Here is a 26,243-nt window from a genome sequence, read left to right as displayed (position 1 = left end):
GCCGAAATTACTAGTCTCACAAATTATATCATATTCTTTTATTTGTTCAAAGACAACTTTTTATCATGTAATAAATGAGAAAAAATAGAATTACTTTTTTTATGTATAAACCCATTTCCCATTTTGTACTTCTCTATTACACTCACCTTTGTCACGTAAATATTCTAAATGGGCAATTGTTTCTCCTATAGCAAATTGATAATCATATACATTTAATTGCTTAGTAAATAACTTCTCACATACTTCAAAGACAGTTGCACCTCCACCGATTGCGTCAATCGTTTGTGCAAATCTCTCTTCATGATGTTGCCAAATCTCGTCAATCCGTTTGTTCGCATCATAAAATGGCTCTCCATGGGATGGAATAACATAGTCAATATGGAGACTTTTTATTTTCTGTAAAGATTGCTCATAGGACAAGAGCGGATTTTTATCTCCATAAAACCAATAGGCGATATTCGGAGTGATTTTCGGTAAAATATGATCGGTTGATAGTAAGACACTTTTTTCACGCTGATAAAAACAAACGAGTCCAGCAGAATGTCCTGGGGTGAAAATGACTTCATATTGTTCTTTTCCGATTTGAATTAGTTCTCCCTCTTGTAAATAAGCGTCTATCTTCGGTCGTGGTGTTACGGAGGGGATAAAATTTCTAGTCAAGGTCAATATGCCATTCGCTAACTTTTCTGGTACTGCTGATCTTTCGTAATCTTGTTTTAGTGTCGGTATTGCTTCATCTATCCAAATTTTGTCCAATGCTTTGGCATCGATTTCTGACATGGACACGGTTGCATCCAATTTCGTTTGCAAGATTCCAGCATAGCCACAATGATCTGGATGTAAATGAGTAAGAATAATTTGTTGTACATGTTTCTCGTTCAGTTCCTTTTCCCATCTGGACTGAGCACTTTTGTCGTTTAATCCTGTATCAATAACGATGTAGCCCTTTTCTCCTTCTGCTAAAAAACAATTTACATGGTCAAGCCGAAACGGTAATGGTATCGTAATCATATCAATTCCTAATTGCTGAATCATTGATGAAACCTCCTTAAATGAATGATCATTCATTTTTAGTAAAAATAAAAGTGGGAGAAGAAGCCTCCCATTCTCATTATGAATAGCTTAGCTTATTTTTTTAGGATAGACAAGTGTTAAATTCCATTCTCGTCCTCTGTTTTTCGGTAACTATACCAATCCGCAATCTTATTTGCATCTTCATCTGTTAAATGTCGTAGCGTATAATGAGTTCCAAGTCCACCAGAACCAATTAATGATATACCTGTTGTTGCCATTTTTTCTATAGCTTGAAGTTTATGTTGTGATTTTTCAATCGATTGAATCCGTCGATGATAGGTTGTAATCGTCACCTTATTTAGTCTACGTCTTCTAATCGTAATTCTTTTGCCAGATATAAAATAGCCACCATCTTTATGTTGAAGCCAACCGAGTGTTAAACTTAAAATGATTAATATGATGGGAATCCAACTATATGCTGGAAAAAAATAAATAACGGGGATTAATCCTAAAATGAAAAGGATTGACATGCTAAATAAATAGTATTTTCTTCCTCGTTTATCTAATGAAACCAAATCTGTATCAGTTGCAATATTATGCTCAGAAGTAAATTGTGCTAAAAACTGTTCTGCTTCCTTCTCACGTAAAATTGGGAAAAGGACAGGGAATGGCTCCGATTGGTCAAATGAGCCTCCAGCAACGACTGCAAAAATTCTAACGAACTTAAATGGTTGCCGAATAATGCTTTGTTCGATTCCTACTGCTTGAATTCGATCAAAAGGAATGGTTAATTCTTTCGTTTCTAATAGCCCTCTTTTAATAAATAATTCTTTTTCCCGTTTTTCAATCGTAAAATTACCGTATTTGATCATCGTACCTGCAATTCCTAACAGCCATAAAACAAATAGTCCAACAATAATAAATCCAATAATAAATACGATACCTAAACTAGTAATCCAGACAAATGTAGAATTATAGATTTTTCGTGGAATAAGATCTTCTATTTGCGAAAAACCAGCAAGCATGGCAATAAGAATAAATCCAACACTTCCAGAAGTTGTCCCTGCAATGAACAGTCTTTTCCACGTGATTTTTTTTGTTGGATTTTTTGTATCCTCTTGATTCTTCTCCATCTTCGTACTCTTTTTACCCGATTGTAATGCCTGCCGCAATCGCGCACCATCAGCTATTGTTACCGCACTTAACATAACTTCTGCCCCATCACCACTACTGGCTGTATCAATTTGGACTTTTGTTAATTTAAATAAACGGTGAACAACATCAGCAGTTAAGTCGATTTTATGAATCCTATTAATGGATATGTATCGTTTCTTTCGAATAAAGACGCCTTGTTCAATTCTCAGTTCATTTTCTTCCACTCGATATGTAAACCTTAACCAAGATAACACACTTGAAACGATTAATAAAAGAAGAAAGATTGACACGAATATAACAAAATAAAACAATGATTCTTTTAGCGTAAAAACAAGTCCAATCCCTAATCCAAATATCGTTTCCTTAATAACTTTAATTAAGTTGAAATACATTGCTGCTGGATGTAGGCGACGTGGTTTCTCTAGGCTGTCTTTTGGGTTAGATGGATCTGGGTCCTGTTTCCTAAAGTGACCTTCTACTTCTACTTCTTGTTCTATTTGCGTATTTTTTTCTAAATGATTCTTTTTTACATGATCTTGTTCTTTACACATCGTCTTCATCCACCCTTGCAAGTGTTGAAATCCGATCACGTAATTGTGAAGCATCTTCTTCTAGTAATGCTGGTATCTCATGTGTCGTTGCAGCAGTAGAAATAGAAACAGTTGCCAAATTATATTTTTTTAAAATCGGTCCTTGCTCTGTATCTACGTGTTGTACACGAATCATTGGGATAATTGTCCTTGTTACGATTAATATCCCGTGCTGAATATATATTTCTTGTTCAAAGATTTCATAACGCCATCTTTTATATCTTAATTTTGGGATAAGAAAAACAAATACATAAATGCAAACAAGTCCAATTACAGCACCGATACCCGAATAAATGATTGGAAAATGAAAAATAACGGAGACTACTATTCCTGCAATAATAATAAGCCATAAAATAACCATAAAAATAGAAGCCGTTATCCGCCAAGCTTTAATAGCATCAGGTGCAATATTATTTTTCGGTTGCTTTCTCATTAAGTTCCCTCCTACTGTCCAATTTATTTTATCATATTTAATATGGAAGGATAAAAATTTGATAATTATTTTAGATTTGAAGATGGTTAATCTCAATCAGTTAGGGTAAATAGTTTGAATTCAGCTGAATAACATTCGATTATGTGCCGGGCTCACGAAGTATGTGCTAAGAAAATCAATTATGGGCTGTTTTCTTGGATTAGTTCCGTGAAACAAACTCTCAAGTTAGCTGCACAAATTGCAGATTCACCCGAAGAAACTTGAAGTACGCTAGACGTGGAAAAAGCCCCTTTTAAAGGAGCTTTTTACTTTTACTTTTGACGACCACGGCGTTTTTGAAAATTCCCTTGACGACGGCCGCCACGTCCTCCGCCACTACCTTGTGGGCGTTTACCGTAAAATCGTTTTCCACCACTACCACTTTGACGTCGTTTAGACTCGCGGCCACGAACGTTTTTTACACTTATTGGTTGTACAGATGAAATGCGAACTGGAACATCTTTTCGTTCTTTCGTTAGCAATTTTAATGCTGCAGAAACAACCGAAATAGAGTCATGATCTTCTAATAATTCAGTTGCTGTTTGATTGAATGATTTTAAATCTTCCTTTTCAATCGTTTGTAACATTTTCTCAGCTGATGCTTGTTGTTTCCCTCTTGCCGCCTCTTGATTTGTCGGTGGCACGAGACGCTTCATCTTACTCTTTGTTACTTGTTCGATTAGTCGCAAATGAGACATTTCACGCGGTGTGACAAATGAAATTGCTTCACCTGTTCTACCCGCTCGTCCAGTACGACCAATGCGGTGCACATAGCTTTCAGGGTCTTGTGGAATATCAAAATTATATACATGTGTCACACCAGAAATATCAAGACCACGTGCAGCAACGTCTGTCGCAACTAAAACCTCAATTCGGCCATGTTTAAATTTATTTAATACAGACATTCTTTTTCCTTGTGTTAAATCACCATGTATTCCTTCCGCACGAAATCCTCTTACTTGTAAACCGTCCGTAATTTCATCCACACGTTTTTTCGTACGAGTAAATACGATCGCAAGTGTTGGAGAATGAATATCAAAGTGATTTGTTAATGTATCGAATTTAAAACGCTCTGGAACTTCCATAAAATACTGGTCAATATTTTCGACCGTCATTTCTTTCGCTTTCACTTTAATTTCAACTGGTTGCTTCATTAATGTCGTTGCAATTTCGCGAATTTCTTTTGGCATCGTTGCCGAAAATAATAATGTTTGGCGCTCTGTAGGAATGACATTTAAAATTTCTTTAATATCATCAATAAAGCCCATGTTTAACATTTCATCTGCTTCGTCTAAAACAGCTACTTTAATATCATGTAAGCGAATCGTACGACGGCGTAAATGGTCTAATAATCTACCTGGTGTTGCAACAACAATTTGCGGGCGATCTTTTAAGGCTCTAATTTGCCGATCCATATGTTGCCCACCATATACCGCTAATGCACGAATGCTTTTAAATTTTCCTAAACGATTAATTTCAGCTGCTACTTGAATGGCCAGCTCTCTCGTCGGTGCTACAACAAGTCCTTGTACAGCTTTTATGTTTGCATCAAATAGTTCAATCATCGGGATACCAAATGCTGCTGTTTTTCCAGTCCCCGTTTGTGCTTGTCCAATAACGTCCTTTCCCTCAATTGCGTGTGGGATCGTTTGTGCTTGTATTGGTGTTGCCTCTTCAAACCCCATTGACTCCAACGCCTTTAAAATTGGAGCTGATACGTTTAATTCTTTAAAAGTTGTCATATTTTTTCTCCTTTTCCTACCTTTGTAAAATTTTACATAAGCGGAAACCTTCTATCTAATACTTTAAGAGGTCGTTCAAAAAAATTCTTTTTAACATAACAACTGTTTACTTAGAATGAAACAATATCAGCGAACTTTTTGAACGTACACTTTATAGATAACACGTTATCTATATATCACTTTTCCTTTATATATCTTAAAAGATTGGTCCAACATCAATTAAGTTTTTTCCATTATTGAATCCTTAAAGTTGCAGGAGGCTTCCTCCATCATGGCTGCTTTTCTCCATCACTCATGTATATACAGCTTTATAAGTATAGCATATTGTTTCCATGCATATCCACTAGTTACTGTTTTCACATTTTGGATAATGATCTTTAAAAATTATTCGTTTTTACTTTTCTTTTTTATGATTAAAAGACAAAATACGATATAATACTAATGTTACCAATAAATATTGATACTTAAAAGGAGAAGTTATCTTGCGTTTCCCTCCATTTAATCCATACATCGCAGTTGTGGTCGGTGTAATCGCCGTCTCGACATCTGCAATCATTGTAAAATTAGCAAGTGATGCACCAGCAGGAATGATTGCATTTTACCGATTATTTTTTGCTGTTCTTATGATGGCTCCCTATATTGTTTTAAAATATAAACAAGAATTGCGTTCGATTATGAAACGTGACTGGATCTTGGCAACATTATCGGGTATTTTTTTAGCACTTCACTTTATTCTTTGGTTTGAATCTTTAAACTATACATCTGTTGCAAGTTCAGTCGTTCTCGTTACATTACAGCCCATTTTTGCTTTTATTGGGACATACTTTTTTTTTGGTGAACGTTTTTCGGTCGCAGCTATTATTAGTATGCTGATTACTTTATTCGGAAGCTTTATTATCAGCTGGGGAGATTTTCATATTAGTGGTCTCGCATTACTTGGTGATATCCTTGCCCTATTAGGTGCTGTAACCGTAACTGGCTATTTTTTACTTGGACAAAAATTACGTCGTCGTCTTTCATTAATGACCTATACATTTATCGTTTATGGCATCAGTTCGATTACATTATTACTCTACAATGTAGTACTTGGAAATAATTTCTTTAGTTATTCTTCTTTCCACTGGGGATTATTTATAGCTCTTGCCATTATACCGACGTTTTTAGGACATACACTATTCAACTGGGCGTTAAAATGGATGAGCACATCGACGATCTCCATGGCAATTGTTTTTGAACCAATTGGTGCAACTGTCTTAGCCTACTTTATTTTAGGGGAAAGTGTCACCTATTCCCAATGGCTTGGTGGAACCATCGTCATTTTTGGTCTATTTTTATTTATTATGAGTACAACTAGAAAATCACGTGTCACTATTTCCCATAGTCGTTCCTCTGATTAACTCAACTTTCGCAGAGTGAGATGGACAAAGAAGCCTCATTTTAGTGGTGTAAAAGTTGAATGATTAAATAAAAAGAATCTACATAAGTTATAACGTAGATTCTTCTGTTTCCTTCATTTTATCCAATTCTTTTTGCGTTAAAAAACGATAAATCATCTTATTCAACACCTTACTATCATCTCCTAAACATATGAGATGGTCTGATTGCTCGAAAAAGACAATTTCTTTATGTTCAGAGCCAATTTCTTCATCTAATGCATAGGCCGCTTTAAACGGAACCATTTCGTCTTTCTGCCCTTGAGCAATAAATACGGGCGTTGTAATATCTTTTAAATATGGTTTCGTATGGTTAACAAGCTTCATAAATTCGATATTTGCCTTTAACGGTACGGCACCAAATTTACTCTTAAAATGTAAATACAAATCATTTTCTTTTAATTTCCCTTTAAATCCATCTCCAATCATCTCAGCAATATATTGACTTAAATATTTAAATGATAAATATCTTCTAGCGGTTGCGAGCAACACAAGCTTATCAATTTTCTCCGTTGCGGCTAAATAAGCTGCAATCATCCCGCCCATTGAAAACCCAATTACATATACTTCATCACATACCGATTTTAATTGTTGTAGTGCCGTTTGTGCTTCCTCTAACCATATTTCATGTGTTACCTCATCTAAATGAAGCTCCTCTCCATGACCTTTTAAAACGGGCACTTCAATTTTCCAGTCTGTCCTTTCATTTAAGTAAGCCTGTAATGGTTCAACTTCGTGCGGCCCACCTGTAAACCCATGTAAAATAAGACACCCAATCAATTCCACTCACCTTCCATTTCTTATCAACACAGGAATGAACAACATTTTGTCATCAATCTTATTTTTACTATAACTATTTATGTTATACCCTTTTCCTACGTTTTTTAACTTTTTGTGAGTTTTAGGCGGTCGTTTTTTACAGTAAAACATAAAACACATGTTCAAAAAGATGAAAAGGACCAGGGTCGGCTAAAATCACTAGCGTCCTAGGACTCCGTTAAATGCCCATCCCATCGAAAAACTTGTGCTTGTGATTAACTCAGCACATTAACCATTGCCAGCGCCGACACTAGCACGTCCTTAGACTGTGATAAATCTCGTCCCAACGAAGACCGTTGCACCTGCGATTACTCGGGTGCAATAAATATTGTGCGTCGCAGTTCGAGGCGGCGTAGCTCCTTGCAACGGGGTATATGCATTTAAATACATAAGTAGTTAAAAAAGCAAGCCAATTAGAAAACTTGGCATTCGTTAAAGTGAACACATCGATTGTCAAGCTACAAAGCGGTGACTAGGTTGCACATATATGAAATAGTGATCACCTTATTTACCAAGCCTTTGCTGTGAGAACTAAAGCTCCACTCATACAAATTTTATGCTTTTTCACCAGCTAAAGAAATGCGAAGTGGCATTTTACCGGACTTTTTGAACAACCTCTTTAAGCACGAAAACTTCGAACTAAATCATTCAACTGCTTGATAACTGGTGAAACTTGTTGTACTGTATCTGCAAATTGACCGACAGTTTTAAGCATTTTTTGAATATCCACTTGACCATTTTCATCTAAAAATTGTTGCATGACCCTACTTGGAGCAACACCCTCTGTAGATGGTTCCGTATAATATGCATTTGGAGAATGGGATACATCATTTAAATAAGTAGGCATATATCCCCCACTCATAGGAGAAGGTGTATATCCTCCGTTCATATAATGTGGCATATATCCTCCATTCATCGGTGGCATATATGCACCTGCCATATTCGGTTGATAATAAAACGAGCGATCATCGTACATCTCATTATAATATATTGGCATTTGCATCGGCTGTTGGTAAAACTGATAATAAGGCATCGTCGGTCTTACATATTCATTTTCATTTACCATGAATGACACCTCTCTACTATTGTTTACTAGTCATAATATATGCATTTGTCATGCAAGGTGTGTATCACGGTTTTGCTCCTAAGGTATACCCCAAAATAAGCGGGTGTCCCAGTAATATTGAAGCACTATGATTATCTTCGGCCCTGAAAAAATGGAATCACTCCAATAATGAAACAGCCCAAAATTAATAATAATGGATACATATTACTAAATATAAGAATGAGTAATAATCCATAAACAAGGAATTCAACCCATTCTCGTAATTTTTGTGTGTCATCAAATGCTTGAATCACTTTTTCCAACTTCATTTTTATTAAAAATCGAAACGTAAACATAATAATGATAAATTGAGGCAATAACCAAAATGAAAGATGATAATAAGCAAAAATGGCATACGGAAATATAAAAATGAGACTAGGGATGACTGACCATTTTAATAGCGTCTGTTTAAAAACATTCAAATCCCAAGGTAATGCTTCGACAATATCCGTTACTAACCGATCTCGAAACATACTAACAATTAAATTTGTATAAATATGAATCGTTAACGCGATCGCAAATAAAAATAATGTATCTTTAATAAAGACAAAAACGAATAACATAAGTAAGAGGGCACCAACGATTTGCAAAACAAAGCTAATATTCTTTTCAATATATAGATGCCATAAACGATGGTATACGGCTTTTTTTTCGTACGGAAATGGTTTTTTCCAAAAAGATAACCGTTGCCAAACACTATATTGCCGTTCCTTTTTAAATTTCACTTTCGATGCGTGTGAGACGATAACCATATTCCACAATTTAAAATCGCAAGCAGCTGTAACCTTATTCCAATCAATCCCTTTAAATAACTTTGGTGCCGTTCGTATATTGTAAATGATTAACAAAGTAAGAAAGCTTATTCCTATCCAAAAGGATGGGATAATAAAAGACAATATATTAAGTATGATGAAAAAGAGTGTTATCCCCATTTTCCCCCAAATATGTAGTTGAAAAAACTTCCACTCCGGAATGGTCATTAATACATTTAAGAAAAGCATTAGACAAACATACGTGACGATTAGCGGAAAGCTTGTCGGTGAAAACAAGTAAAGGCTGGTGCCGGCAATAAGATAAATAATTAGTGCTCTAATCCAACGTTTTATAGCAACTGCTAGCCATACATATGCCCTTGGATTCGGTAAACTAGTTAATAAATACTCAGCAGTCGTAAATAAAACACCTGGTTGTTGATATGCACGTAACAGATGAAAAACAGGAAAAGCCGTGACAATGAACCAAAACCGATCTTTCGAAAATGCTTCCACTCCAATAAACAACTCATCTATCTGCTTTAACATATTCCCATCTAGAAATATTGCTATAAACATATAGCCAATAATAAATAAGGAATAAATAAGTGTAGTGAAATCAAATGTAAGGTGAAAAACTTGTTTATTAAGTTTCCACTTTTTCCGGGCTCGATTTTTCATTAAAAAAAGATGTGTCTTAATCATGGAAACGCCCCCGAGTGATCGTTTCAAACTGTTCGATCGCTCCTTCATCTTTTACTTGTCCATGTTCAAGTAAGAGAAACCGGTCGGCTAAAGTTTGTAATTGGTTAAGCTGGTGTGTCGTTAACAAAATACTTGTGCCTTGTTCTACTTTTTCTTTCACAAGTTTTAACAAATAATCAACCGCATAAATATCTAACCCCATAAAAGGTTCATCTATTAAGAGAACTGGTACATCAGGTAAGAGCGCACAAATCGTTTGTACTTTTTGCCGCATTCCTTTCGAAAGTTCTTCTGGATAAGCTTGTAATTTCGTGGTTAGTTCAAATCCTTTTACAAACCGATCAAGCCGTTGATTGAAAAGAACTTCATCCATATCGTAACTCATCGCGTAAAGCTGAAAGTGTTGCATGACTGTAAGTTCGGTCAATAAGATTGGTTCTTCAGGTAAATAAGATAGATGTTTTTTAAAGGATAAAAACTGTTCATCTTGATCATATTGCTGGATCGTAATTGTTCCCTTTCGCTTTTCTAACATTCGCATAATCGTTTTCATTAAAGTAGATTTTCCTGCACCATTATGGCCGACTAAAGCAAGAACTTCCCCTTCACGTAAAGTAAATGATACCTCTTTAATTAGTTCTTTATCATCCAATATTGTTGTTACTTGATCTACTTGTAAACTAACCATTCATATCACCTTTCTTTTAAAAAGTTCTGGCACATTTACCCATATATTGCATAACATAGAAACGATTACATTGGAGGAGTGATGATAATGGATAATACCAATGAAACGATCGATATGATGACGATGATTGATCCTTATTTATACGAATTAATGCTGCAATTTGTCGACGATGAGGTCGTTATACAAACAACGAGAAATTCGTTACAAGGAATGTTAATGAGTGTGATGCCAGATCATGTAGTCATCCAAGTCGGTGGTACCCTTTTTTATGTAAGAATTGCTGAAATAATTTGGATTACAAAGGGGACACCATAAGGTAAGATTATCATAAAAATGGATCATTTTTTTACATTTTATTATATCTTTATGAATGGAGGATTCACTTTTTATGTTTAAGCGGGTGAATAAATTATTAATCGAACTTCCTACCCCTGAATATGGTGATGCAAATGCGGCTGCGGCAGTTCAGGATTTGCTCGGAGGCAAGTTCGGGGAGATGTCAACATTAAATAATTATATGTATCAATCATTTAACTTTCGCGGAAAAAAGAAGTTAAAACCTTTTTATGATCTAGTAGCAAGTATTACCGCAGAAGAGTTTGGTCATGTAGAACTTGTAGCAAATACAATCAATTTAGTGCAAAAAGGCACTACCTTTACTGGAGACCCTGATATTACTCCGATGCAAAATGCGACAGACAAACGAAATACAAATCATTTTATCGCAAGTGCACAAACAGCCCTTGCAAGTGATTCGATGGGTTTTCCCTGGAACGGCACCTACGTTTTTACAAGTGGGAATTTAGTACTTGATTTACTTCATAATTACTTTTTAGAAATTGGCGCAAGAACACATAAAATGCGTGTATATGAAATGACAGATCATCCGACAGCAAGAGAAATGATCGGTTATTTGCTTGTCCGGGGTGGTGTTCATATTCTTGCATATGCGAAAGCTTTAGAAATTGCAACTGGAGTCGATGTTAGTAAAATGCTCCCTATTCCCAATGTAGATAACAATCAATTTGACCATGCAAGAAAATATGAAGAGCAAGGTGTCGGAAACGTCTTATTTACGTGGAATAATGAAGGAGATTATGAAGGTATTAGAAAGATATGGAAAGGGACGAATCCGTTGAATGGTGAGCCGCTCGTCGTTGAAGAAGGAACACCAGAAGGAGCGCCAATTCCAGATTTAGATGAGCTTCCAGAAGAATTTGCTCCAGGAATAGGGCCAGAAGAGTTTCAACATATCGCTAAACGGTTAATGGAGAACATTTGAAAATGACTAAGGTTCAGTTGGTACTCAATTTGAACCTTAGTCATTTTACGATGGACAAGTTATCTAGTAATTACGCTTCGAGCTATTATTGTAAAACTTCGTGGAGTAAAAGGTCTTCCTCTTCAAAAACGAGGACAGTTTCTCCATCCAAATAAATTCCTTCTAAAACGCGTTCAAATTCAATATTTTCTAGCAGCTCACCACTTTGAGCATCAAAGACAGAAACTACATTAAAACTTTCGCGTTCTTCTGGATCCCAAGCTTCTGTTAACGTATATACTTTATCGTTACTGTTACAGCTTCCAATGAATAACTTACATCACTGTCTAGAATATCACTTCTAGACTGCAGTGCTTCTCCAACAGACATGGACCAAGCGATATCTCCACTCTTCTTATCAATTGAGATTAAATCTGCGTAATTTTTTATATACAAATGGTCACTATCCTGCTCGATCCCAAACTCTTCCTTACGAGGGATGTTCAATACTTGTGAATAAATAATGTCACTTTCCATTTGTGTCATATCGGGGTAACGGTGTAATTCGAAGATCATACTATCATAATCATCTGTATCCTCATCTGTTTCTACTAATGCATATAGTGTATTACCGTCTATCATTGCTCCATGATGTTTTCCATCATTAAACCAACGTTCTTTTCCAGTTTCCGTATCAAAAGCTAGCATCCCATACTCCGTAGGACAGTCGACCCCTAGGACTGCGCTTACTCGCCCAATCGAAGAGCTTTTGCACTTCCGTTCGTTCCACCGTAAAGATTTGCGGGAAAAGCAAATGTTCTTCGATGGGACGATCATTTAGTATTTAGCGCAGTCCCACGTATCTAAAGACCCTGCTGGAATGATTAGCACCTATTTATACCCTATTTTTCCACTTTTACTTCTTACTTGGGTACGATTAGAACCTATTCGTGCCTTACTTTGCTACTTTTACCTCATACCTGGGTATGATTAGTGCCTATTCGTGCCTTACTTTCCCACTTTTACCTCACACTTGGGTATGATTAGAACCTATTCGTGCCTTACTTCGCTACTTTTACCTTATACTTTGCATGATTAATAACGTAACATTTGTACAAGGAGGCCGTTTTTTCTTCAGGCAGGTTAAATGCGCGACGTCCTTGGCCCCGCTAATGCTCGTCCCACCGAAAAACATTGTTGCAATACCTGGGTCTGTGATTCCTCGCCCCACTGTAGAAATTTGCACGAGCACGTCCTGTCATTTGGAGGATAGCCGTGCCGTATAATTCAATGTTGATATTCCGACTAGAATATCAACATTGAATTATGCACAGTTTAGTTCTCATGTGTAACAGAGCAACAAGTCTATTTGGTAGGAGAAGTATTTGCATTCCTCGTCCTTTGGAAAACAGTTTATGATACCAAGGTTATCAAGGATATTATTGGAAGCATCCGAAGCCTGATCAAGTGACTGCTTGATCTCATTTTATTGGTGCGAAAGTTGAGGAACTAACATAAAAATTGTTTTAAAAGCGAATCGTAACGATCATTTTGTTATAATGTTGGAAACTGAGTAAAAAGAAAGGATTTTGCTAATATGCTTTCATTAGATCACATCGTTTTTTCCGGACTTGATATTGAAGAAGCAAGTGAAAAATACGGAAAAGAATTTGCTCTTAAATCGGTGAAAGGAGGAGTTCATGAAAATTGGGGTACATATAATTATTTAGCTCATTTTTCAAACCATTGTTATGTAGAATGGCTCGGAATAAAGGATTTACAAAGAGCAGAGCAGTCTGAAAACCCATTAATTAATCATTTGGTCACTATTCTAAGGAAAGGAAAACAAGGGCCTTTTCAATTTGCTTTACGAACAAATAAATTGGATGAATTTGTAGAACATTTTAACGATGTAAATATTCGTTTTATTGGACCTGTCCAAGGAAAACGTAAAACACCTGAGGGAACATTATTAACATGGCGCATGCTTTTCCCACTATATGATGTATCAAAAGAAATGCTACCTTTTTTAATTGAATGGGATCAACCAGAGGAAGATCGAATTGACGTAAGTTTAGTAAATGGCCCAGCAATTACAACTGTTTATTATGGGGGAACGACGATTGAACGTTTTACCAAGATATATAACCTTTCGTTCAAAAATAGAATAGTTAATAAAATATCACTTAAAAATGCTTCCATCGTGTTTACAGATAAGGATAGCTTATCGATTAATTTAATGTAAAAAAACAGGGACCAGATAAATAGTTCCCTGTTTAATATTCAACTCTTCCTAATAAATATGCGGTTAAAAGTCCAACAGTAAATACAATCAGAGTAATAATTAACTCAGAAACATTTGTCATCCATCCAGGGAAGATAACATATATAGATCCGATTACAAGTCCGATAATAAGAGCAAATGTTGCGATCCGATAATGTTCAAGAAAATAGTGGATGATTTTACTCATCGTTATGATTCCTAGGAAAATCCCAATTCCGACAACGATAATGACTTTGAAATCTAATGTAGTTAACGCATGAATCACTGTTTGATATACGCCAATAACGACCAATACAAGCGACCCACTTATTCCAGGTAAAATCATGGCAGCACTTGCGATAAAACCAGAGAAAAACAATAATAAATAAATAGACAATGTTTTATGTTCAATAATCGCACCTTCATCTGGATTTAAAGGGAGTAAACTAATCAATATTATCCCGATAATAAGCAATACGTAATGGTACCATTTAAACGTATGTTTTGCGTCAGATTCACGAAATAAGTAAGGTAATATTCCGATAATAAGACCAATAAAAAAGAAATGTGTTGGTTGTTTATGGTGAGTTAGTAACCAATCCATTAAATGGCTAAAAGAAAAAATTGCAGCCCCCATTCCAATGCCTAGCGGGATAAGAAATGCTAATTGTTTCTTCCATTCCCTTGAAAAAAGTCGGTTAATGGAGTCGATAAGCTGATGATAAAATCCAAGGAGAACGGCAATTGTACCTCCACTTACTCCGGGAACTAAGTCACTAATTCCCATACACAAACCACGATATATATTTCTCCATTCCATGTTTTAATCTCCTTTTTGAAAACGAATATGACTTGATACTTTTATGCATAACGATATCATATCAAAAAATACTTCATTTTGATATGATAGTTGTCCAATTTACTATTATTTAACTTTTCAAGACTACTATTCATTATCATTTATTTCCTCACAGTTAATAAAAATGCTTTCAAATTATTCCCCCCACTATTCATTTCATTCTGTCTAACCTATTGAATAATCATCTGTATACATATGATTTACTGCGTTTTTGATTTTTAAAAACGTTCATAATCATTGCTTCATTATAATTAATGTGATATTATACTAATTATAAAGTAGCTTGCTTATGACGAAACCAATTGGTGAAATGAATGCGTAGTTGCTATTTTGTATAAAATATGTGGAGGTGCTTTGTTTCATGAGTAATGATCAAAACAAGGAAGACAAGAAAAAACTTACAACTGCCGCTGGTATGCCTGTAGCCGATAATCAAAATTCAATGACGGCAGGTCCAAGGGGACCAGTTCTGTTACAAGATTTTTGGTTGATTGAAAAATTAGCACATTTCGACCGAGAAGTCATTCCTGAGCGGCGAATGCATGCAAAAGGTTCGGGAGCACATGGAACATTTACAGTCACAAATGATATTACAAAATATACGAAGGCAAAAATTTTCTCTGAAGTTGGTAAACAAACAGAAATGTTCGCACGCTTTTCAACAGTGGCAGGAGAACGTGGTGCTGCTGATGCAGAACGTGATATTCGTGGTTTTGCATTAAAATTTTATACGGAGGAAGGTAACTGGGATTTAGTTGGAAATAATACTCCTGTTTTTTTCTTTCGAGATCCTTTAAAGTTCCCTGATTTAAACCATGCGGTAAAACGAGATCCACGAACGAATATGAGATCACCTAATAATAACTGGGATTTTTGGTCATCATTACCTGAGGCACTACACCAAGTGACAATCGTGATGAGTGATCGTGGAATTCCTAAAACATATCGTCATATGCACGGATTTGGTAGTCATACATTTAGTATGATCAACGCTGATAATGAGCGAATTTGGGTCAAGTTCCATATGCGTTCACAGCAAGGAATTGAAAATCTTACAAATGCTGATGCGGAAGGATTAGTTGGAAAAGACCGAGAAACGCATCAAAGAGATTTATATGAAAGTATTGAAAACGGTAATTATCCTAAATGGAAAATGTACATCCAAGTGATGACAGAGGAAGAGGCAAATAAGATGCCATATAACCCTTTTGATCTTACAAAAGTATGGTATAAAAAAGATTTCCCACTAATTGAAGTTGGAGAATTTGAGCTTAATAGAAATCCAGATAACTATTTTGCAGAAGTGGAACAAGTAGCTTTTACACCTGCAAATATCGTTCCAGGTATCGGATTTTCACCAGATAAAATGTTACAAGGAAGACTTTTCTCTTACGGTGACGCACAACGTTATCGCCTTGGCGTAAACCATCATCAAATTCCTGTTAACGCACCAAAATGTCCTTTTCATAGTTACCATCGTGACGGAGCGATGCGTGTGGATGGTAACTTAGGAAGTACATTACACTATGAGCCTAACAGCTATGGGGAATGGAAAGAAACCCCTGGAGTAATGGAGGCGCCTTTAGCTATACACGAAGACGCTACTCATTGGGACTTTAGAGAAGATGATGACAATTACTATGAACAACCAGGAAAGTTATTTAACTTAATGTCAGATGAGCAAAAAGAGGTTTTATTTACTAATACAGCGGCAGACTTTGATGGGGCGGAAGATCATATTAAAATTCGTCACATTGTCAACTGCTATAAAGCCGATCCCGCATATGGTGAAGGAGTAGCAAAAGCAGCCGGCATCTCCATGAGTGACGTAGAGGCGGCTGTAAGTGAAAGTGAATAATGAATGATCTTGATCACTGCTAGTTTTTAACTGGCAGTGTTTTTTTATTTACATTGTTTAAAACCCAAGTTCAAAAAGGTCTATAAAACAATTGCCCATGCAGAATTTTGGGTGCGTCATTCAGTGTCGGTAAAAAATTATTTTTGACTAATAAGGAGCATTTAACATACGATAAACCTTGTTTGGAATAAAATTTCATTTTCAAGTTGGGACTAGTAACCTAGCGAAAAGTGGATTGTCTACTTTTTCCTCTACGAATCTTACTGAAGTAAAGTTGTTTACATATCATTCATCAAAAGATATATAAACAGAATGTAATGAATTTTAAAAATCAGAAGATATCGTTTTGCATAAAGGAGAAAACGTGATTCTTTGGGGATGAATGGATGTTAAAGCGGTAAGCAGTACACAAGAAAGAAGAAAACGACATTCCCCCTTGGGAAAACAAAATATGTTTTTCAGTAGCCTAGGGTGAACTTCGCAAGTCACTTTTAATGCTTTTGGTCTAAAAACATACCTAAGGGAGGGTGCCGCGAGCCACTTCCTAAGCATTTCTAAAAAGTTCAGGATCGAGGGAAGGCGCCGCGAGCCACTTCCTAAGCATTTCTAAAAAGTTCAGGATCGAGGAAGCGCGCCGCGAGCCTCTTCCTAAGCATTTCTAAAAAGTTCAGGATCGAGGAAGCGCGCCGCGGACCACTTCCTAAGCATTTCTAAAAAGTTCAGGATCGAGGAAGCGCGCCGCGGACCACTTCCTAAGCATTTCTAAAAAGTTCAGGATCGAGGGGGGCGCCGCGAGCCACTTCCTAAGCATTTCTAAAAAGTTCAGGCCCGAGGGAGCGCGCCGCGGACCTCTTCCTAAGCATTTCTAAAAAGTTCAGGATCGAGGGAAGGCGCCGCGAGCCACTTCCTAAGCATTTCTAAAAAGTTCAGGATCGAGGAAGCGCGCCGCGGACCACTTCCTAAGCATTTCTAAAAAGTTCAGGATCGAGGAAGCGCGCCGCGGACCACTTCCTAAGCATTTCTAAAAAGTTCAGGATCGAGGGGGGCGCCGCGAGCCACTTCCTAAGCATTTCTAAAAAGTTCAGGCCCGAGGGAGCGCGCCGCGGACCTCTTCCTAAGCATTTCTAAAAAGTTCAGGATCGAGGGAAGGCGCCGCGAGCCACTTCCTAAGCATTTCTAAAAAGTTCAGGCCCGAGGGAGCGCACCGCGGACCTCTTCCTAAGCATTTCTAAAAAGTTCAGGCCCGAGGGAGCGCACCGCGGACCTCTTCCTAAGCATTTCTGAAAAATTCAGGATCGAGGGAGCGCGCCGCGGACCTCTTCCTAAGCATTTCTAAAAAGTTCAGGCTCGAGGGAAGGCGCCGCGAGCCACTCAAATAGCACGCGGGAACATCCAGCAATGCAGCACTGTTTAGTTACAGAACCCTCATTATTAAATTCCTTATTTCAACTTTACCATCGATAGTGCAATCCTTCCTCGTTTTACATCTACTTCATCAACCCATACAGTAACGACATCTCCTACCGAAACGACATCCATTGGGTGTTTTACAAATTTTTTCGCTAGCTTAGAGATATGTACAAGGCCGTCTTGTCCGACTCCAATATCGACAAAAGCACCGAAGTCAACAACATTTCGAACGGTCCCTTCCATTTCCATCCCTTGTTCTAAATCTTCTAATGATAAAACTTTTTGCTTCAAGATTGGTTGTGGAAAATCATCACGTAAATCCCTACCAGGACGGCGAAGTGCATCGATAATATCATGCAGTGTTGGCTCGCCTATTGCTAGCTTTTGGGCCATTTCACTAATGTTTACAGTTGCCAGTTTTTCTCGTAATTTCTCTGATCCAATCTGTTCCAACCCAAAACCGATTTCCGCTAATAATTTTTCTGTTACTCGATAGCTTTCCGGATGAATTGGTGTTTGATCCAGTGGATGATCGCCATCAACTATTCTTAAAAAACCGATGCTCTGTTCATATGTTTTTGGTCCGAGTCGTGGAACTTTTTTCAACTGCGAACGGTTATTAAATTTTCCAAGCTCATTTCTTTCTTTAATAATATTTTTTGCAGTTGTTTTACTTAGTCCAGCAACATGTTCCAAGAGTGAACTAGATGCTGTATTTACATTGACTCCAACTTGGTTTACTGCGGTTTCAACGACAAAGGCAAGTGAATGATTCAGTTCTTTTTGACTGACATCATGCTGATACTGACCAACTCCGATTGACTTTGGATCAATTTTCACTAATTCAGCAAGGGGATCTTGGACACGTCTTGCTATGGAAACAGCACTTCTCTCTTCCACTTCTAAATCCGGAAATTCCTCACGTGCAAGCTCCGAAGCAGAGTAAACACTGGCACCTGCTTCATTAACAATAATATAGGGCATTTCTAGATCATTCTTTTGAATCATATTTGCGATAAACTGCTCCGTTTCTCTTGAAGCAGTACCATTACCGATTGCAATTAATTCGATTGTAAACTTTTCTACTAAATCAAGAATAACTTTTTCCGCCCCAGCAACATCATTTCTTGGAGCAGTCGGATAAATGACATTAATTTCAAACATTTTCCCAGTTTCATCTACAACAGCAAGTTTACAGCCTGTTCGAAATGCTGGATCGACTCCTAAAATGGTACGACCTTTTAACGGTGGTTGCAGTAACAGATTTCGTAAATTCTCGGAGAATACACTAATCGCTTGTTCTTCCGCTATTTCTGTTAGCCTATTTCGAATTTCCCTTTCGACAGACGGTTCAATCAATCGTTTATAACTATCATCAATCGCCTTTTTGATCACATAAATACAAGAATCGGAAATAGCATTTTTTACAACTTTTTCGTTTAAATATGTACTTATTTTATCGACAGGTGGTTCAATAACAACACGAAGTACGTCTTCTTTTTCTCCCCGATTGATTGCTAATGTCCGATGAGACACAAGTGAACGTACGGCTTCTGCGTATTCATAATACATTTTATAAATTTCTTTCTCATCTTTTTTTGCATCTTTTAATTCTGTATGAACAATCCCGTGTTTCCACGTAGTTTCACGGATAAAATCACGATAAGTAGGATCATCTGAAATCCACTCTGCAATAATATCATTCACACCTTCAAGTACCTCTTCAACTGAATGGAGTTCGTGTTCTTCAGAAAAATATGGTTCCGCTTCTCCTGATAAATCTTGGACCTCTTGGTTTAAAACTTTCTCAGCAAGTGGTTCCAATCCTTTTTCTTTTGCAATGGTCGCTCTTGTACGACGTTTTTGTCGATAAGGACGATATAAATCTTCTACCCGTTGTAATTTAGTTGCTTGATTAATTTCATTTGCGAGTTCTTCGGTTAATTTTCCTTGTTCATCAATTAAACGAATGACCTCTTCTTTTCGTTCTGCTAATTGAACGGCATATCCCCAAGTATCTTGAATCGTTTTAATTGCTACTTCATCCAGTCCCCCTGTAGCCTCTTTACGATATCTAGCAATAAATGGTACTGTATTTCCTTCTTCCAATAATTCAATAACTTGTTTAATAGTTGATTCTTTCTGTTTTATTTCTTTGGCAACTAGTGTAATAAGTTCTTTTTTCACGCACATTCTCTCCTTCCACATTACCATTTTATCAAAGATAGGAAGGATAATACATTGAAATTGAAATAGTTTAGATGGAGATTAGATAAAATGCTCATATTAGAAGTTATAAGCATAGAAATGATAGGAGAAGATTCATGCAAGAGTACGATTAAGAAGCATACCATACTTTGATAAAAGTGATTTTCCGCGTGTGGTAGGGACGAAAAAAGGACATGACTTTATCAAGAAAGTCCGTATTGATTAGGCTCGATTATCCACCTAAAACATGTCCGAATGGCTTCCATCGATGTCTCGTGACCGTTCTTAACAGAATAATGGAGGAAGGGGACGCGGCGTTTTCCAGCGTGACCTTCCTCGGCAATTGCCAGCGTGCCCTTCTTCAGCGAAAATATGGAAGAAGGGAACGTGGCACAGCCCATCATACCGTTCTCATCAGAAAAATGGAGGGAATACGCATCAATTTTGGGTCTTCAAAGATGGAGGAAACCAAGCATGGGGAATGTAAGGATACTTTACTCTCCTCACCTTCTTAATCAATGGCGTAGTTTTCAGTTTCTGATTCAAGCATTTCTCTTAATTTTCGAAGAGAACGTCTTTGTAATCTTGATACATGCATTTGAGAAATGCCAAGCAATTCTCCTACTTCTTGTTGACTTAAATTATCGAAAAAAATGTATTTTAATATTTGTTGCTCACGTTCTGGCAAAACAGGGAAAACACTTTCAAGAACCATATGTATGTCTACTTTATCGTAACTTTCTTCTTCTGCACCGACTAGATCCAAGATAGACACTGCTCCACCGTCGGCATCGACCTCATGTTTGTAGTCAACCGATAGCGCCTTGTAACTTTTTGACATTTCCATCGTTTCTAATACTTCTTCTTCCGATACACCTAAATAGTGAGCAATTTCATAAACGGTTGGAGATTTTTGAAGTTCATTTGTTAAATCATCGACTGCTCGGTTTATTTTAGGTCCCAGTTCCTTTATTCTGCGAGGGACATGTACACTCCACGTTTTGTCACGAATAAAGCGTTTAATTTCCCCTATAATGGTAGGAATTGCAAATGCTTCAAATGATTTTCCGAAGTCTTTATTAAACCGTTCTACCGCAATAAGTAATCCAATCATTCCAACTTGTGCTAAATCTTCATGATTCCCACGATTATGTGAATACTTTCGAGCTAGAGAGTGAACAAGGCCTTCATAATGAAGGACAAACTTTTCTTTTATCTCTTGATCATTTGGATGTTTTTGTAAATGATCAATCCAACTGTATACATCCCCTTCTTCCTCATTATTTTGTTTGGATTTGGTCACTTAGCTCCACCTCAGTTTCATCGAGATATTTCGTCATTAATACGATAACACCGTATTCATTATTAATTTCGACTTTATCCATAAGTGCATTAATTAAAAATAAACCAAATCCTCCTTCACGCATTTGTGATATCGGTTTTACTTCTTCCTTTGCACTTACAGGTCCAATTCGATTTTTAATTTCATCAAACCTAAAGCTCTCACCTTGATCGGAAACCATAATTTCCAATCGATTATCATAGACACCGAAACCGATATTCAGTTCCCCACTCCCATTACTTTCATAAGCATGAGCAACTACATTTGTAGCAGCTTCTGATATCGCGACTTTTAAATCTTCAATCGCATCATAGGAAAACCCCATTCGGCTAGCTATCCCAGAAATACTTAGCCTTATCACTCCAACATATTCCGCTTTTGCTGGCACTTTCATCTCAATAAAATCAAAATGCTCCATTGTTATATCCCCCCTATCTTTCATCTATTTCCAGATTCATAATTTCATGTAAACCTGTTACTTGAAAAAGTCGTAGTACTCTATCACGAACATGAATCAGCTTGAGATTACTATTATTCTGTTTTGTAGATTTATATGCACTAATAAATACACCTAGACCCGTACTATCTAGGTAAGTTGTATTTGCAAGATCGATTTTAATTTTATTCCCTTCCTTTTCTGTTAAAGGGAGAAGTTTATCTTTTAATTTTGGTGCTGTATATACATCAATTTCACCAGTTAGTCTTACAATATAATTATTTTCTTCCCTCAATATATCAATTTTCAAATTCAACCTTACCACCTCATCTATGTATAAAATCACATAACTTCGTCCCTTATTCTACCATATACCCATACTTTCGAACTATTAAACTTTTCTTTTTATAATAATTAATGTAAAATCATCTTTTAATTCGAAGTCATCCAGTTGATGAAAATGTCGATAAACTTGTTCGACATGTTGTTGTGCAGGAAGATCAGCATACTTCTCAATTATTTCAATAACCTCTTCCCTTTTAACAAATCTACCACCCCGGCTACATTCCGTTACCCCATCCGTGAGTAAGATAATCATATCGTCTTTTTCGATTTGAATTTCGTATTGGTTATAATATGTATGTTTTAATACACCTAGAACAATTCCCTTTGCGTCTATCTCCATAAACTTCTTTTTCCTTGCACGATAAATAAATCCTGGTTCATGCCCAGCCGAAGCAAATCTAAAAAGGTTGGAGGCCGAAAAAAATTGTCCATAAAACATTGTAATAAACATATTTGATGCTACGTTTCGTTCCACTACTCTATTCAAATTTCGTAAAATGGCACTTGGACTCATCGATTCTTCGTAGAAACTATCCATCGCATATTTTATCATTGACATACTTAAAGCAGCTGGAACTCCTTTTCCAATAACATCAGCGATTGCAACTCCTAACGCTCCATCCTCGCCTTGAACAAAGTGAAAATAATCACCGTTCATTTGACGGAACGGTACACTTATTGCTCCAATATCTAAACAATCTATTTCCGGTACTTTTGTTGCTAGTAACGTTTTTTGCATATTTGCAGCCACTTGTATTTCTGACTTTAATTCATATTGTTCTAATTTTAACTTTTCGAATTCTTCATGAGCCTTACGGTATGCAATTAATGCCTCTAGTAAAAATTGAAGGGAGCGTTTATAGTCATTAAACATTTCCCCATACAACGAATCAATTGCCTTCATATGTATTCGAACTATTTCTTCTGGATAAATATTTCTGCTAACAAATGAAATGCTCATTCGCTTTGCTTCATCTAAAAAACTGTTATTATCACTTTCTAAATATTGTCGCAATAATTTTTTATATACTTGTCCATCCGCTTCTATTTTATTCATATGCTAGTCTCCCTGTATATTTTTTCTCATTATGACCGTACATATGTGTAGCTTTCATTCACGCTTCATTTCTTATCATCATAACAAATATTTCCTTTATAAAAAGACATTGTTTGTATACATTCTAACAATTCAATTACCGTCAGATTACAATTAAAAAAGGTGCATTTCATTATTTTTAATAACGAACTCTTGTGCTAATTAGGTATAAAAAAACGAGCACAATAAAAAATTATATGCCCGCAAAAAAACTACTTTATAATTCGGAAGATGAAAGGGATTTGATATCTTTCACCATTAAATGCTTTTACTGCAGCAATAATGGTAAATACAAATGCGGCAACTCCTACAATCGGGGCTAAAATAAATCCAATCAATATTAGCACCGATAACCCTGCAACTATTCCGTACACAAAATAAGAAATAATAAAGTTTAAATATTCTTTTCCGTGAAAGTCGATAAAAGAAGATTCTTCACGTTTTATAAGCCAAATGATAATCGGCCCAATAATCGTTGTAAAAAAACTTGTTACATAAATGAGCATCGCTAATAATCTTTCATCATCTGTCGTTCCCAATTGTCCACCTCTTTCATCCGGATCAATAATGATAACGTCATCTCTATCTGACATTGTTCCACCTCTTTTTTATGATATGACATTAAAATGTAATCATGACTTTTATTCAATAATATCACTTTTTTCCAAACTTTACTATGGTAAAAAAGCCATGCTTTTAGTTAAGTTTCGTGTCCAAAAAGGAGAAGGAAAAATTCCAATTGAATGAAAAGTGCGGGAATCTTTAACAGAGTACGGTAAATTTCAACAACGTGTTGAAATTCGATCGATGTGCGGAAAATGTCGGCAAAGTGCGAAATCCCATTGAAGTTTCATCTTCAAATCAACATTACTACCGTAAAGGTCGCACCATAAACAGGTTTCCTTTTACATTTGCATTTTCGTAATGCAAATAACGTGCTCCTTTTAGCTCAGGCATTTGCACATCGTTTAGCGATCGTTATCCTGATGAATACAGCATTTGAACCTAGGATCGCTTGAGCACAAACTCCATTTTCTTCTATCCTCTACTTACCTCACTCTCTACGAGTTAGGTCTGTCATAATAAATCCAGTTTTTAGCATCGGTGGCATTCGGTTGAGACTAACATCAAGTTTTTGTTTTGGTACAGTATAAGATAATTTTCGTGCTAAGAAATCAAAGCTCTGCTCCATTACTGTAATTGTTACTATTTCGCCAGCACAACGGTGGTTTTTAATAAATTCGCCCCCGCCTTGTGGAATAAAATTATATTTAGTTACATTTTTTTCAGCAAATCTTTCAGGTGCAAACTCGCTAGGATTACCCCATATACGATGATCATGATTCATCCCATACACATCGAGCAAAACTAACGTATTTGGTTTAAATAGATGTCCACTCCATACAAATTCATTCCTCACCCTTGCACCGACAAAAGGAGTAAATGGATAAAAACGTCTTACTTCTTGCGTAAACATACGTGTATAATCATCTTCACTTTGCTGAAGTCTTTTTTTCACTTTTGGATATTGATATAAGGCAAGTGCTCCAAATGTGATATATAAGCTAATCGCAACAATCGGACGTAGTATATTAATAAGCTCTACAGCAGCAACCTTTATGTCTAGATTCTTTCCATCTTGTTCATTGTAAAAAGCAATGTTAAATAATGGTGTGTTTTTTTCAACTTGAGTTATACCTGACCGAACGGATGATATGATCTTCTCTATCCACCGCTCACATCTTTTTCTCGCTACTCTACCTTGCCAATACCTAACCCCTACAGCTCCAAAAGCATCGACTAACGACCATAAATCATTTGCTACGTTTTCTATTTCCGTTGCTTTTAATGGGACATTTGCCCACTGACACGCTACTTGACACATTATTTTTTTCGCCTCTTCAAATAAGTTAATTTCGCTCTTCGGTTCCAAAGTTAAGAAAGCTTGTTCCCAGCATGTTGACGTTATTTGCTTTAATGTATCAAGGTGTTCGGGAGTAAACAAAGACATAAACAAAGCTTTACGCCTTTTATGTGATTCATCATCTAATGTTTGGACCCCATGCTCACCAAATAACGTTTTTTGAATTCGTTTCGGTGCTGCACCTTTTCTTTTGAAATAGTCTGTTTGATAGAAAACTTCTGCCGCTTCTTTTCCACTCATGCAAATTACTTTTTGGCCATATAATGTTGTTTCAAATAGATCGGATTGTAATTTCCGACGCCGATTAGGAATAAAGCGATATCCTTCTTTTAGTAAACAAAGTGTACTATCGATCTGTTCGTCTCGTGGAATTTCAATTCGTAACGTCATAAAATAATCACATCTTTCTATTGGACTAACCATATCATTTCCTATATAGAAAGAAATAAACGAAAAAAAACTTGTAAAGAAAAACGTCTGTTTCTCTTTACAAGAGGTTGTTTAAAAAGTCTGGTAAAAATGACACTTTGCATTTCTTTGTTACTTGCTTTTTTTAGCTGCTCACTTATTAAAATACATACGCTTCTTTCCTTGAAAAAGGAGACCACTTTTCCGGCGTGTTAAGCATTTGCTCAAAGGCTACGACGCCTCGAACTCGACGCACAATGTTTTCCGGGTGGGACGAGCATTTAGCACAAATGCACTTCGGCGGGGCGAGCGTAAGCGCAGTCCCTAGACGCTAGCGATCTTAACCGACCTCGATTTT

22 protein-coding genes are annotated in these 26,243 nt (G+C 36.6%); 5 read left to right on the top strand and 17 right to left on the bottom strand.

Annotation, left to right across the window (positions count from 1 at the left end; all coding sequences use genetic code 11):
• Positions 1-99: 99 nt before the first annotated feature.
• From DFR56_RS01385 to cshA, 4 genes are all read right to left on the bottom strand, one after another.
• Positions 100-1,035 (bottom strand): MBL fold metallo-hydrolase, encoded by a 936-nt coding sequence (locus tag DFR56_RS01385; protein WP_110393634.1) that lies wholly within the window; start codon positions 1,033-1,035, stop codon positions 100-102.
• A gap of 116 nt (positions 1,036-1,151) precedes the next feature.
• Positions 1,152-2,720 carry a PH domain-containing protein gene (locus DFR56_RS01380; protein ID WP_158525454.1) on the bottom strand — a complete coding sequence of 523 codons (1,569 nt, stop codon included), beginning with the start codon at positions 2,718-2,720 and terminating at the stop codon, positions 1,152-1,154.
• The gene (locus tag DFR56_RS01375) at positions 2,713-3,192 is read right to left on the bottom strand and encodes a PH domain-containing protein (protein WP_110393632.1); all 480 of its coding nucleotides are present in this window, start codon (positions 3,190-3,192) and stop codon (positions 2,713-2,715) included. Before DFR56_RS01375 ends, DFR56_RS01380 begins: the two co-directional genes overlap by 8 nt.
• Before the next feature lie 311 nt (positions 3,193-3,503).
• Positions 3,504-4,973: a degradosome RNA helicase CshA gene (gene cshA, locus DFR56_RS01370; RefSeq protein WP_110393631.1), complete on the bottom strand. Its 1,470-nt coding sequence runs from the start codon at positions 4,971-4,973 to the stop codon at positions 3,504-3,506.
• Positions 4,974-5,455: 482 nt separating this feature from the next.
• Here cshA and DFR56_RS01365 point away from each other — a divergent pair, with 482 nt between their 5' ends.
• Complete coding sequence (locus DFR56_RS01365) at positions 5,456-6,370, top strand: DMT family transporter (RefSeq protein WP_110393630.1); 915 nt, start codon at positions 5,456-5,458, stop codon at positions 6,368-6,370.
• A gap of 87 nt (positions 6,371-6,457) precedes the next feature.
• Here DFR56_RS01365 and DFR56_RS01360 read toward each other — a convergent pair whose 3' ends face one another.
• From DFR56_RS01360 to DFR56_RS01345, 4 genes are all read right to left on the bottom strand, one after another.
• Positions 6,458-7,186: an alpha/beta hydrolase gene (locus DFR56_RS01360; RefSeq protein ID WP_110393629.1), complete on the bottom strand. Its 729-nt coding sequence runs from the start codon at positions 7,184-7,186 to the stop codon at positions 6,458-6,460.
• A gap of 658 nt (positions 7,187-7,844) precedes the next feature.
• Positions 7,845-8,291, bottom strand: a complete 447-nt coding sequence (locus DFR56_RS01355; RefSeq protein WP_110393628.1) for a YppG family protein — start codon at positions 8,289-8,291, stop codon at positions 7,845-7,847.
• A 131-nt stretch (positions 8,292-8,422) separates the two neighbouring features.
• Entirely contained in the window at positions 8,423-9,787 is a 1,365-nt protein-coding gene (locus DFR56_RS01350; protein WP_110393627.1) for a hypothetical protein, read from the bottom strand.
• Complete coding sequence (locus DFR56_RS01345; RefSeq protein ID WP_110393626.1) at positions 9,780-10,475, bottom strand: ABC transporter ATP-binding protein; 696 nt, start codon at positions 10,473-10,475, stop codon at positions 9,780-9,782. Before DFR56_RS01345 ends, DFR56_RS01350 begins: the two co-directional genes overlap by 8 nt.
• Positions 10,476-10,562: 87 nt before the next feature.
• Between DFR56_RS01345 and DFR56_RS01340 the strand changes: the two genes are divergently transcribed.
• Positions 10,563-10,790 carry a YuzF family protein gene (locus DFR56_RS01340; protein ID WP_242694913.1) on the top strand — a complete coding sequence of 76 codons (228 nt, stop codon included), beginning with the start codon at positions 10,563-10,565 and terminating at the stop codon, positions 10,788-10,790.
• Positions 10,791-10,863: 73 nt separating this feature from the next.
• Positions 10,864-11,757 carry a manganese catalase family protein gene (locus tag DFR56_RS01335; RefSeq protein ID WP_110393624.1) on the top strand — a complete coding sequence of 298 codons (894 nt, stop codon included), beginning with the start codon at positions 10,864-10,866 and terminating at the stop codon, positions 11,755-11,757.
• A gap of 267 nt (positions 11,758-12,024) precedes the next feature.
• Here DFR56_RS01335 and DFR56_RS01330 read toward each other — a convergent pair whose 3' ends face one another.
• Positions 12,025-12,444 (bottom strand): hypothetical protein, encoded by a 420-nt coding sequence (locus tag DFR56_RS01330; RefSeq protein ID WP_110393623.1) that lies wholly within the window; start codon positions 12,442-12,444, stop codon positions 12,025-12,027.
• 889 nt (positions 12,445-13,333) lie between these two features.
• On the opposite strand from DFR56_RS01330, the gene DFR56_RS01325 reads away from it, so the two are divergent.
• Complete coding sequence (locus DFR56_RS01325) at positions 13,334-13,981, top strand: VOC family protein (RefSeq protein WP_110393622.1); 648 nt, start codon at positions 13,334-13,336, stop codon at positions 13,979-13,981.
• Between the two features lie 31 nt (positions 13,982-14,012).
• Here the strand turns inward: DFR56_RS01325 and DFR56_RS01320 are convergent, their stop codons facing one another.
• A complete protein-coding gene (locus DFR56_RS01320) occupies positions 14,013-14,819 on the bottom strand; it encodes a DUF368 domain-containing protein (protein ID WP_110393621.1) in 807 nt (268 codons plus the stop codon).
• 400 nt (positions 14,820-15,219) lie between these two features.
• Here DFR56_RS01320 and DFR56_RS01315 point away from each other — a divergent pair, with 400 nt between their 5' ends.
• A complete protein-coding gene (locus DFR56_RS01315) occupies positions 15,220-16,716 on the top strand; it encodes a catalase (protein WP_110393620.1) in 1,497 nt (498 codons plus the stop codon).
• Positions 16,717-18,156: 1,440 nt separating this feature from the next.
• Here DFR56_RS01315 and DFR56_RS01310 read toward each other — a convergent pair.
• From DFR56_RS01310 to cypC, 7 genes are all read right to left on the bottom strand, one after another.
• Entirely contained in the window at positions 18,157-20,319 is a 2,163-nt protein-coding gene (locus DFR56_RS01310; RefSeq protein ID WP_244916391.1) for a Tex family protein, read from the bottom strand.
• Between the two features lie 526 nt (positions 20,320-20,845).
• Positions 20,846-21,637, bottom strand: a complete 792-nt coding sequence (gene sigB / locus DFR56_RS01305) for an RNA polymerase sigma factor SigB (RefSeq protein ID WP_110393618.1) — start codon at positions 21,635-21,637, stop codon at positions 20,846-20,848.
• Complete coding sequence (gene rsbW, locus DFR56_RS01300; RefSeq protein ID WP_110393617.1) at positions 21,615-22,094, bottom strand: anti-sigma B factor RsbW; 480 nt, start codon at positions 22,092-22,094, stop codon at positions 21,615-21,617. Before rsbW ends, sigB begins: the two co-directional genes overlap by 23 nt.
• Before the next feature lie 13 nt (positions 22,095-22,107).
• Complete coding sequence (locus DFR56_RS01295) at positions 22,108-22,437, bottom strand: STAS domain-containing protein (protein ID WP_342353136.1); 330 nt, start codon at positions 22,435-22,437, stop codon at positions 22,108-22,110.
• Positions 22,438-22,503: 66 nt separating this feature from the next.
• The gene (locus DFR56_RS01290) at positions 22,504-23,514 is read right to left on the bottom strand and encodes a SpoIIE family protein phosphatase (protein ID WP_110393615.1); all 1,011 of its coding nucleotides are present in this window, start codon (positions 23,512-23,514) and stop codon (positions 22,504-22,506) included.
• A 251-nt stretch (positions 23,515-23,765) separates the two neighbouring features.
• Positions 23,766-24,146 carry a DUF4870 domain-containing protein gene (locus tag DFR56_RS01285; RefSeq protein WP_110393614.1) on the bottom strand — a complete coding sequence of 127 codons (381 nt, stop codon included), beginning with the start codon at positions 24,144-24,146 and terminating at the stop codon, positions 23,766-23,768.
• 461 nt (positions 24,147-24,607) lie between these two features.
• On the bottom strand, positions 24,608-25,900 hold the full coding sequence (gene cypC, locus DFR56_RS01280) for a CYP152 family fatty-acid peroxygenase CypC (RefSeq protein WP_242694719.1): 1,293 nt from the start codon (positions 25,898-25,900) through the stop codon (positions 24,608-24,610).
• Positions 25,901-26,243: the final 343 nt, after the last annotated feature.

It is taken from the genome of Pseudogracilibacillus auburnensis (assembly GCF_003201975.1).
GTDB classification, from domain to species: Bacteria; Bacillota; Bacilli; order Bacillales; family Amphibacillaceae; genus Pseudogracilibacillus; species Pseudogracilibacillus auburnensis.
This window is presented reverse-complemented; position numbering and strand designations above follow the sequence as displayed.

Bases quoted from the DNA above. Each gene is read 5' to 3' on its own strand.
- DFR56_RS01385 (WP_110393634.1), bottom strand. From the start codon at position 1,035: ATGATTCAGCAATTAGGAATTGATATGATTACGATACCATTACCGTTT.
- DFR56_RS01380 (WP_158525454.1), bottom strand. From the start codon at position 2,720: ATGTGTAAAGAACAAGATCATGTAAAAAAGAATCATTTAGAAAAAAAT.
- DFR56_RS01375 (WP_110393632.1), bottom strand. From the start codon at position 3,192: ATGAGAAAGCAACCGAAAAATAATATTGCACCTGATGCTATTAAAGCT.
- cshA (WP_110393631.1), bottom strand. From the start codon at position 4,973: ATGACAACTTTTAAAGAATTAAACGTATCAGCTCCAATTTTAAAGGCG.
- DFR56_RS01355 (WP_110393628.1), bottom strand. From the start codon at position 8,291: ATGGTAAATGAAAATGAATATGTAAGACCGACGATGCCTTATTATCAG.
- DFR56_RS01350 (WP_110393627.1), bottom strand. From the start codon at position 9,787: ATGATTAAGACACATCTTTTTTTAATGAAAAATCGAGCCCGGAAAAAG.
- DFR56_RS01345 (WP_110393626.1), bottom strand. From the start codon at position 10,475: ATGGTTAGTTTACAAGTAGATCAAGTAACAACAATATTGGATGATAAA.
- DFR56_RS01340 (WP_242694913.1), top strand. From the start codon at position 10,563: ATGGATAATACCAATGAAACGATCGATATGATGACGATGATTGATCCT.
- DFR56_RS01335 (WP_110393624.1), top strand. From the start codon at position 10,864: ATGTTTAAGCGGGTGAATAAATTATTAATCGAACTTCCTACCCCTGAA.
- DFR56_RS01330 (WP_110393623.1), bottom strand. From the start codon at position 12,444: ATGCTAGCTTTTGATACGGAAACTGGAAAAGAACGTTGGTTTAATGAT.
- DFR56_RS01325 (WP_110393622.1), top strand. From the start codon at position 13,334: ATGCTTTCATTAGATCACATCGTTTTTTCCGGACTTGATATTGAAGAA.
- DFR56_RS01320 (WP_110393621.1), bottom strand. From the start codon at position 14,819: ATGGAATGGAGAAATATATATCGTGGTTTGTGTATGGGAATTAGTGAC.
- DFR56_RS01315 (WP_110393620.1), top strand. From the start codon at position 15,220: ATGAGTAATGATCAAAACAAGGAAGACAAGAAAAAACTTACAACTGCC.
- DFR56_RS01310 (WP_244916391.1), bottom strand. From the start codon at position 20,319: ATGTGCGTGAAAAAAGAACTTATTACACTAGTTGCCAAAGAAATAAAA.
- rsbW (WP_110393617.1), bottom strand. From the start codon at position 22,094: ATGGAGCATTTTGATTTTATTGAGATGAAAGTGCCAGCAAAAGCGGAA.
- DFR56_RS01290 (WP_110393615.1), bottom strand. From the start codon at position 23,514: ATGAATAAAATAGAAGCGGATGGACAAGTATATAAAAAATTATTGCGA.
- DFR56_RS01285 (WP_110393614.1), bottom strand. From the start codon at position 24,146: ATGTCAGATAGAGATGACGTTATCATTATTGATCCGGATGAAAGAGGT.
- cypC (WP_242694719.1), bottom strand. From the start codon at position 25,900: ATGGTTAGTCCAATAGAAAGATGTGATTATTTTATGACGTTACGAATT.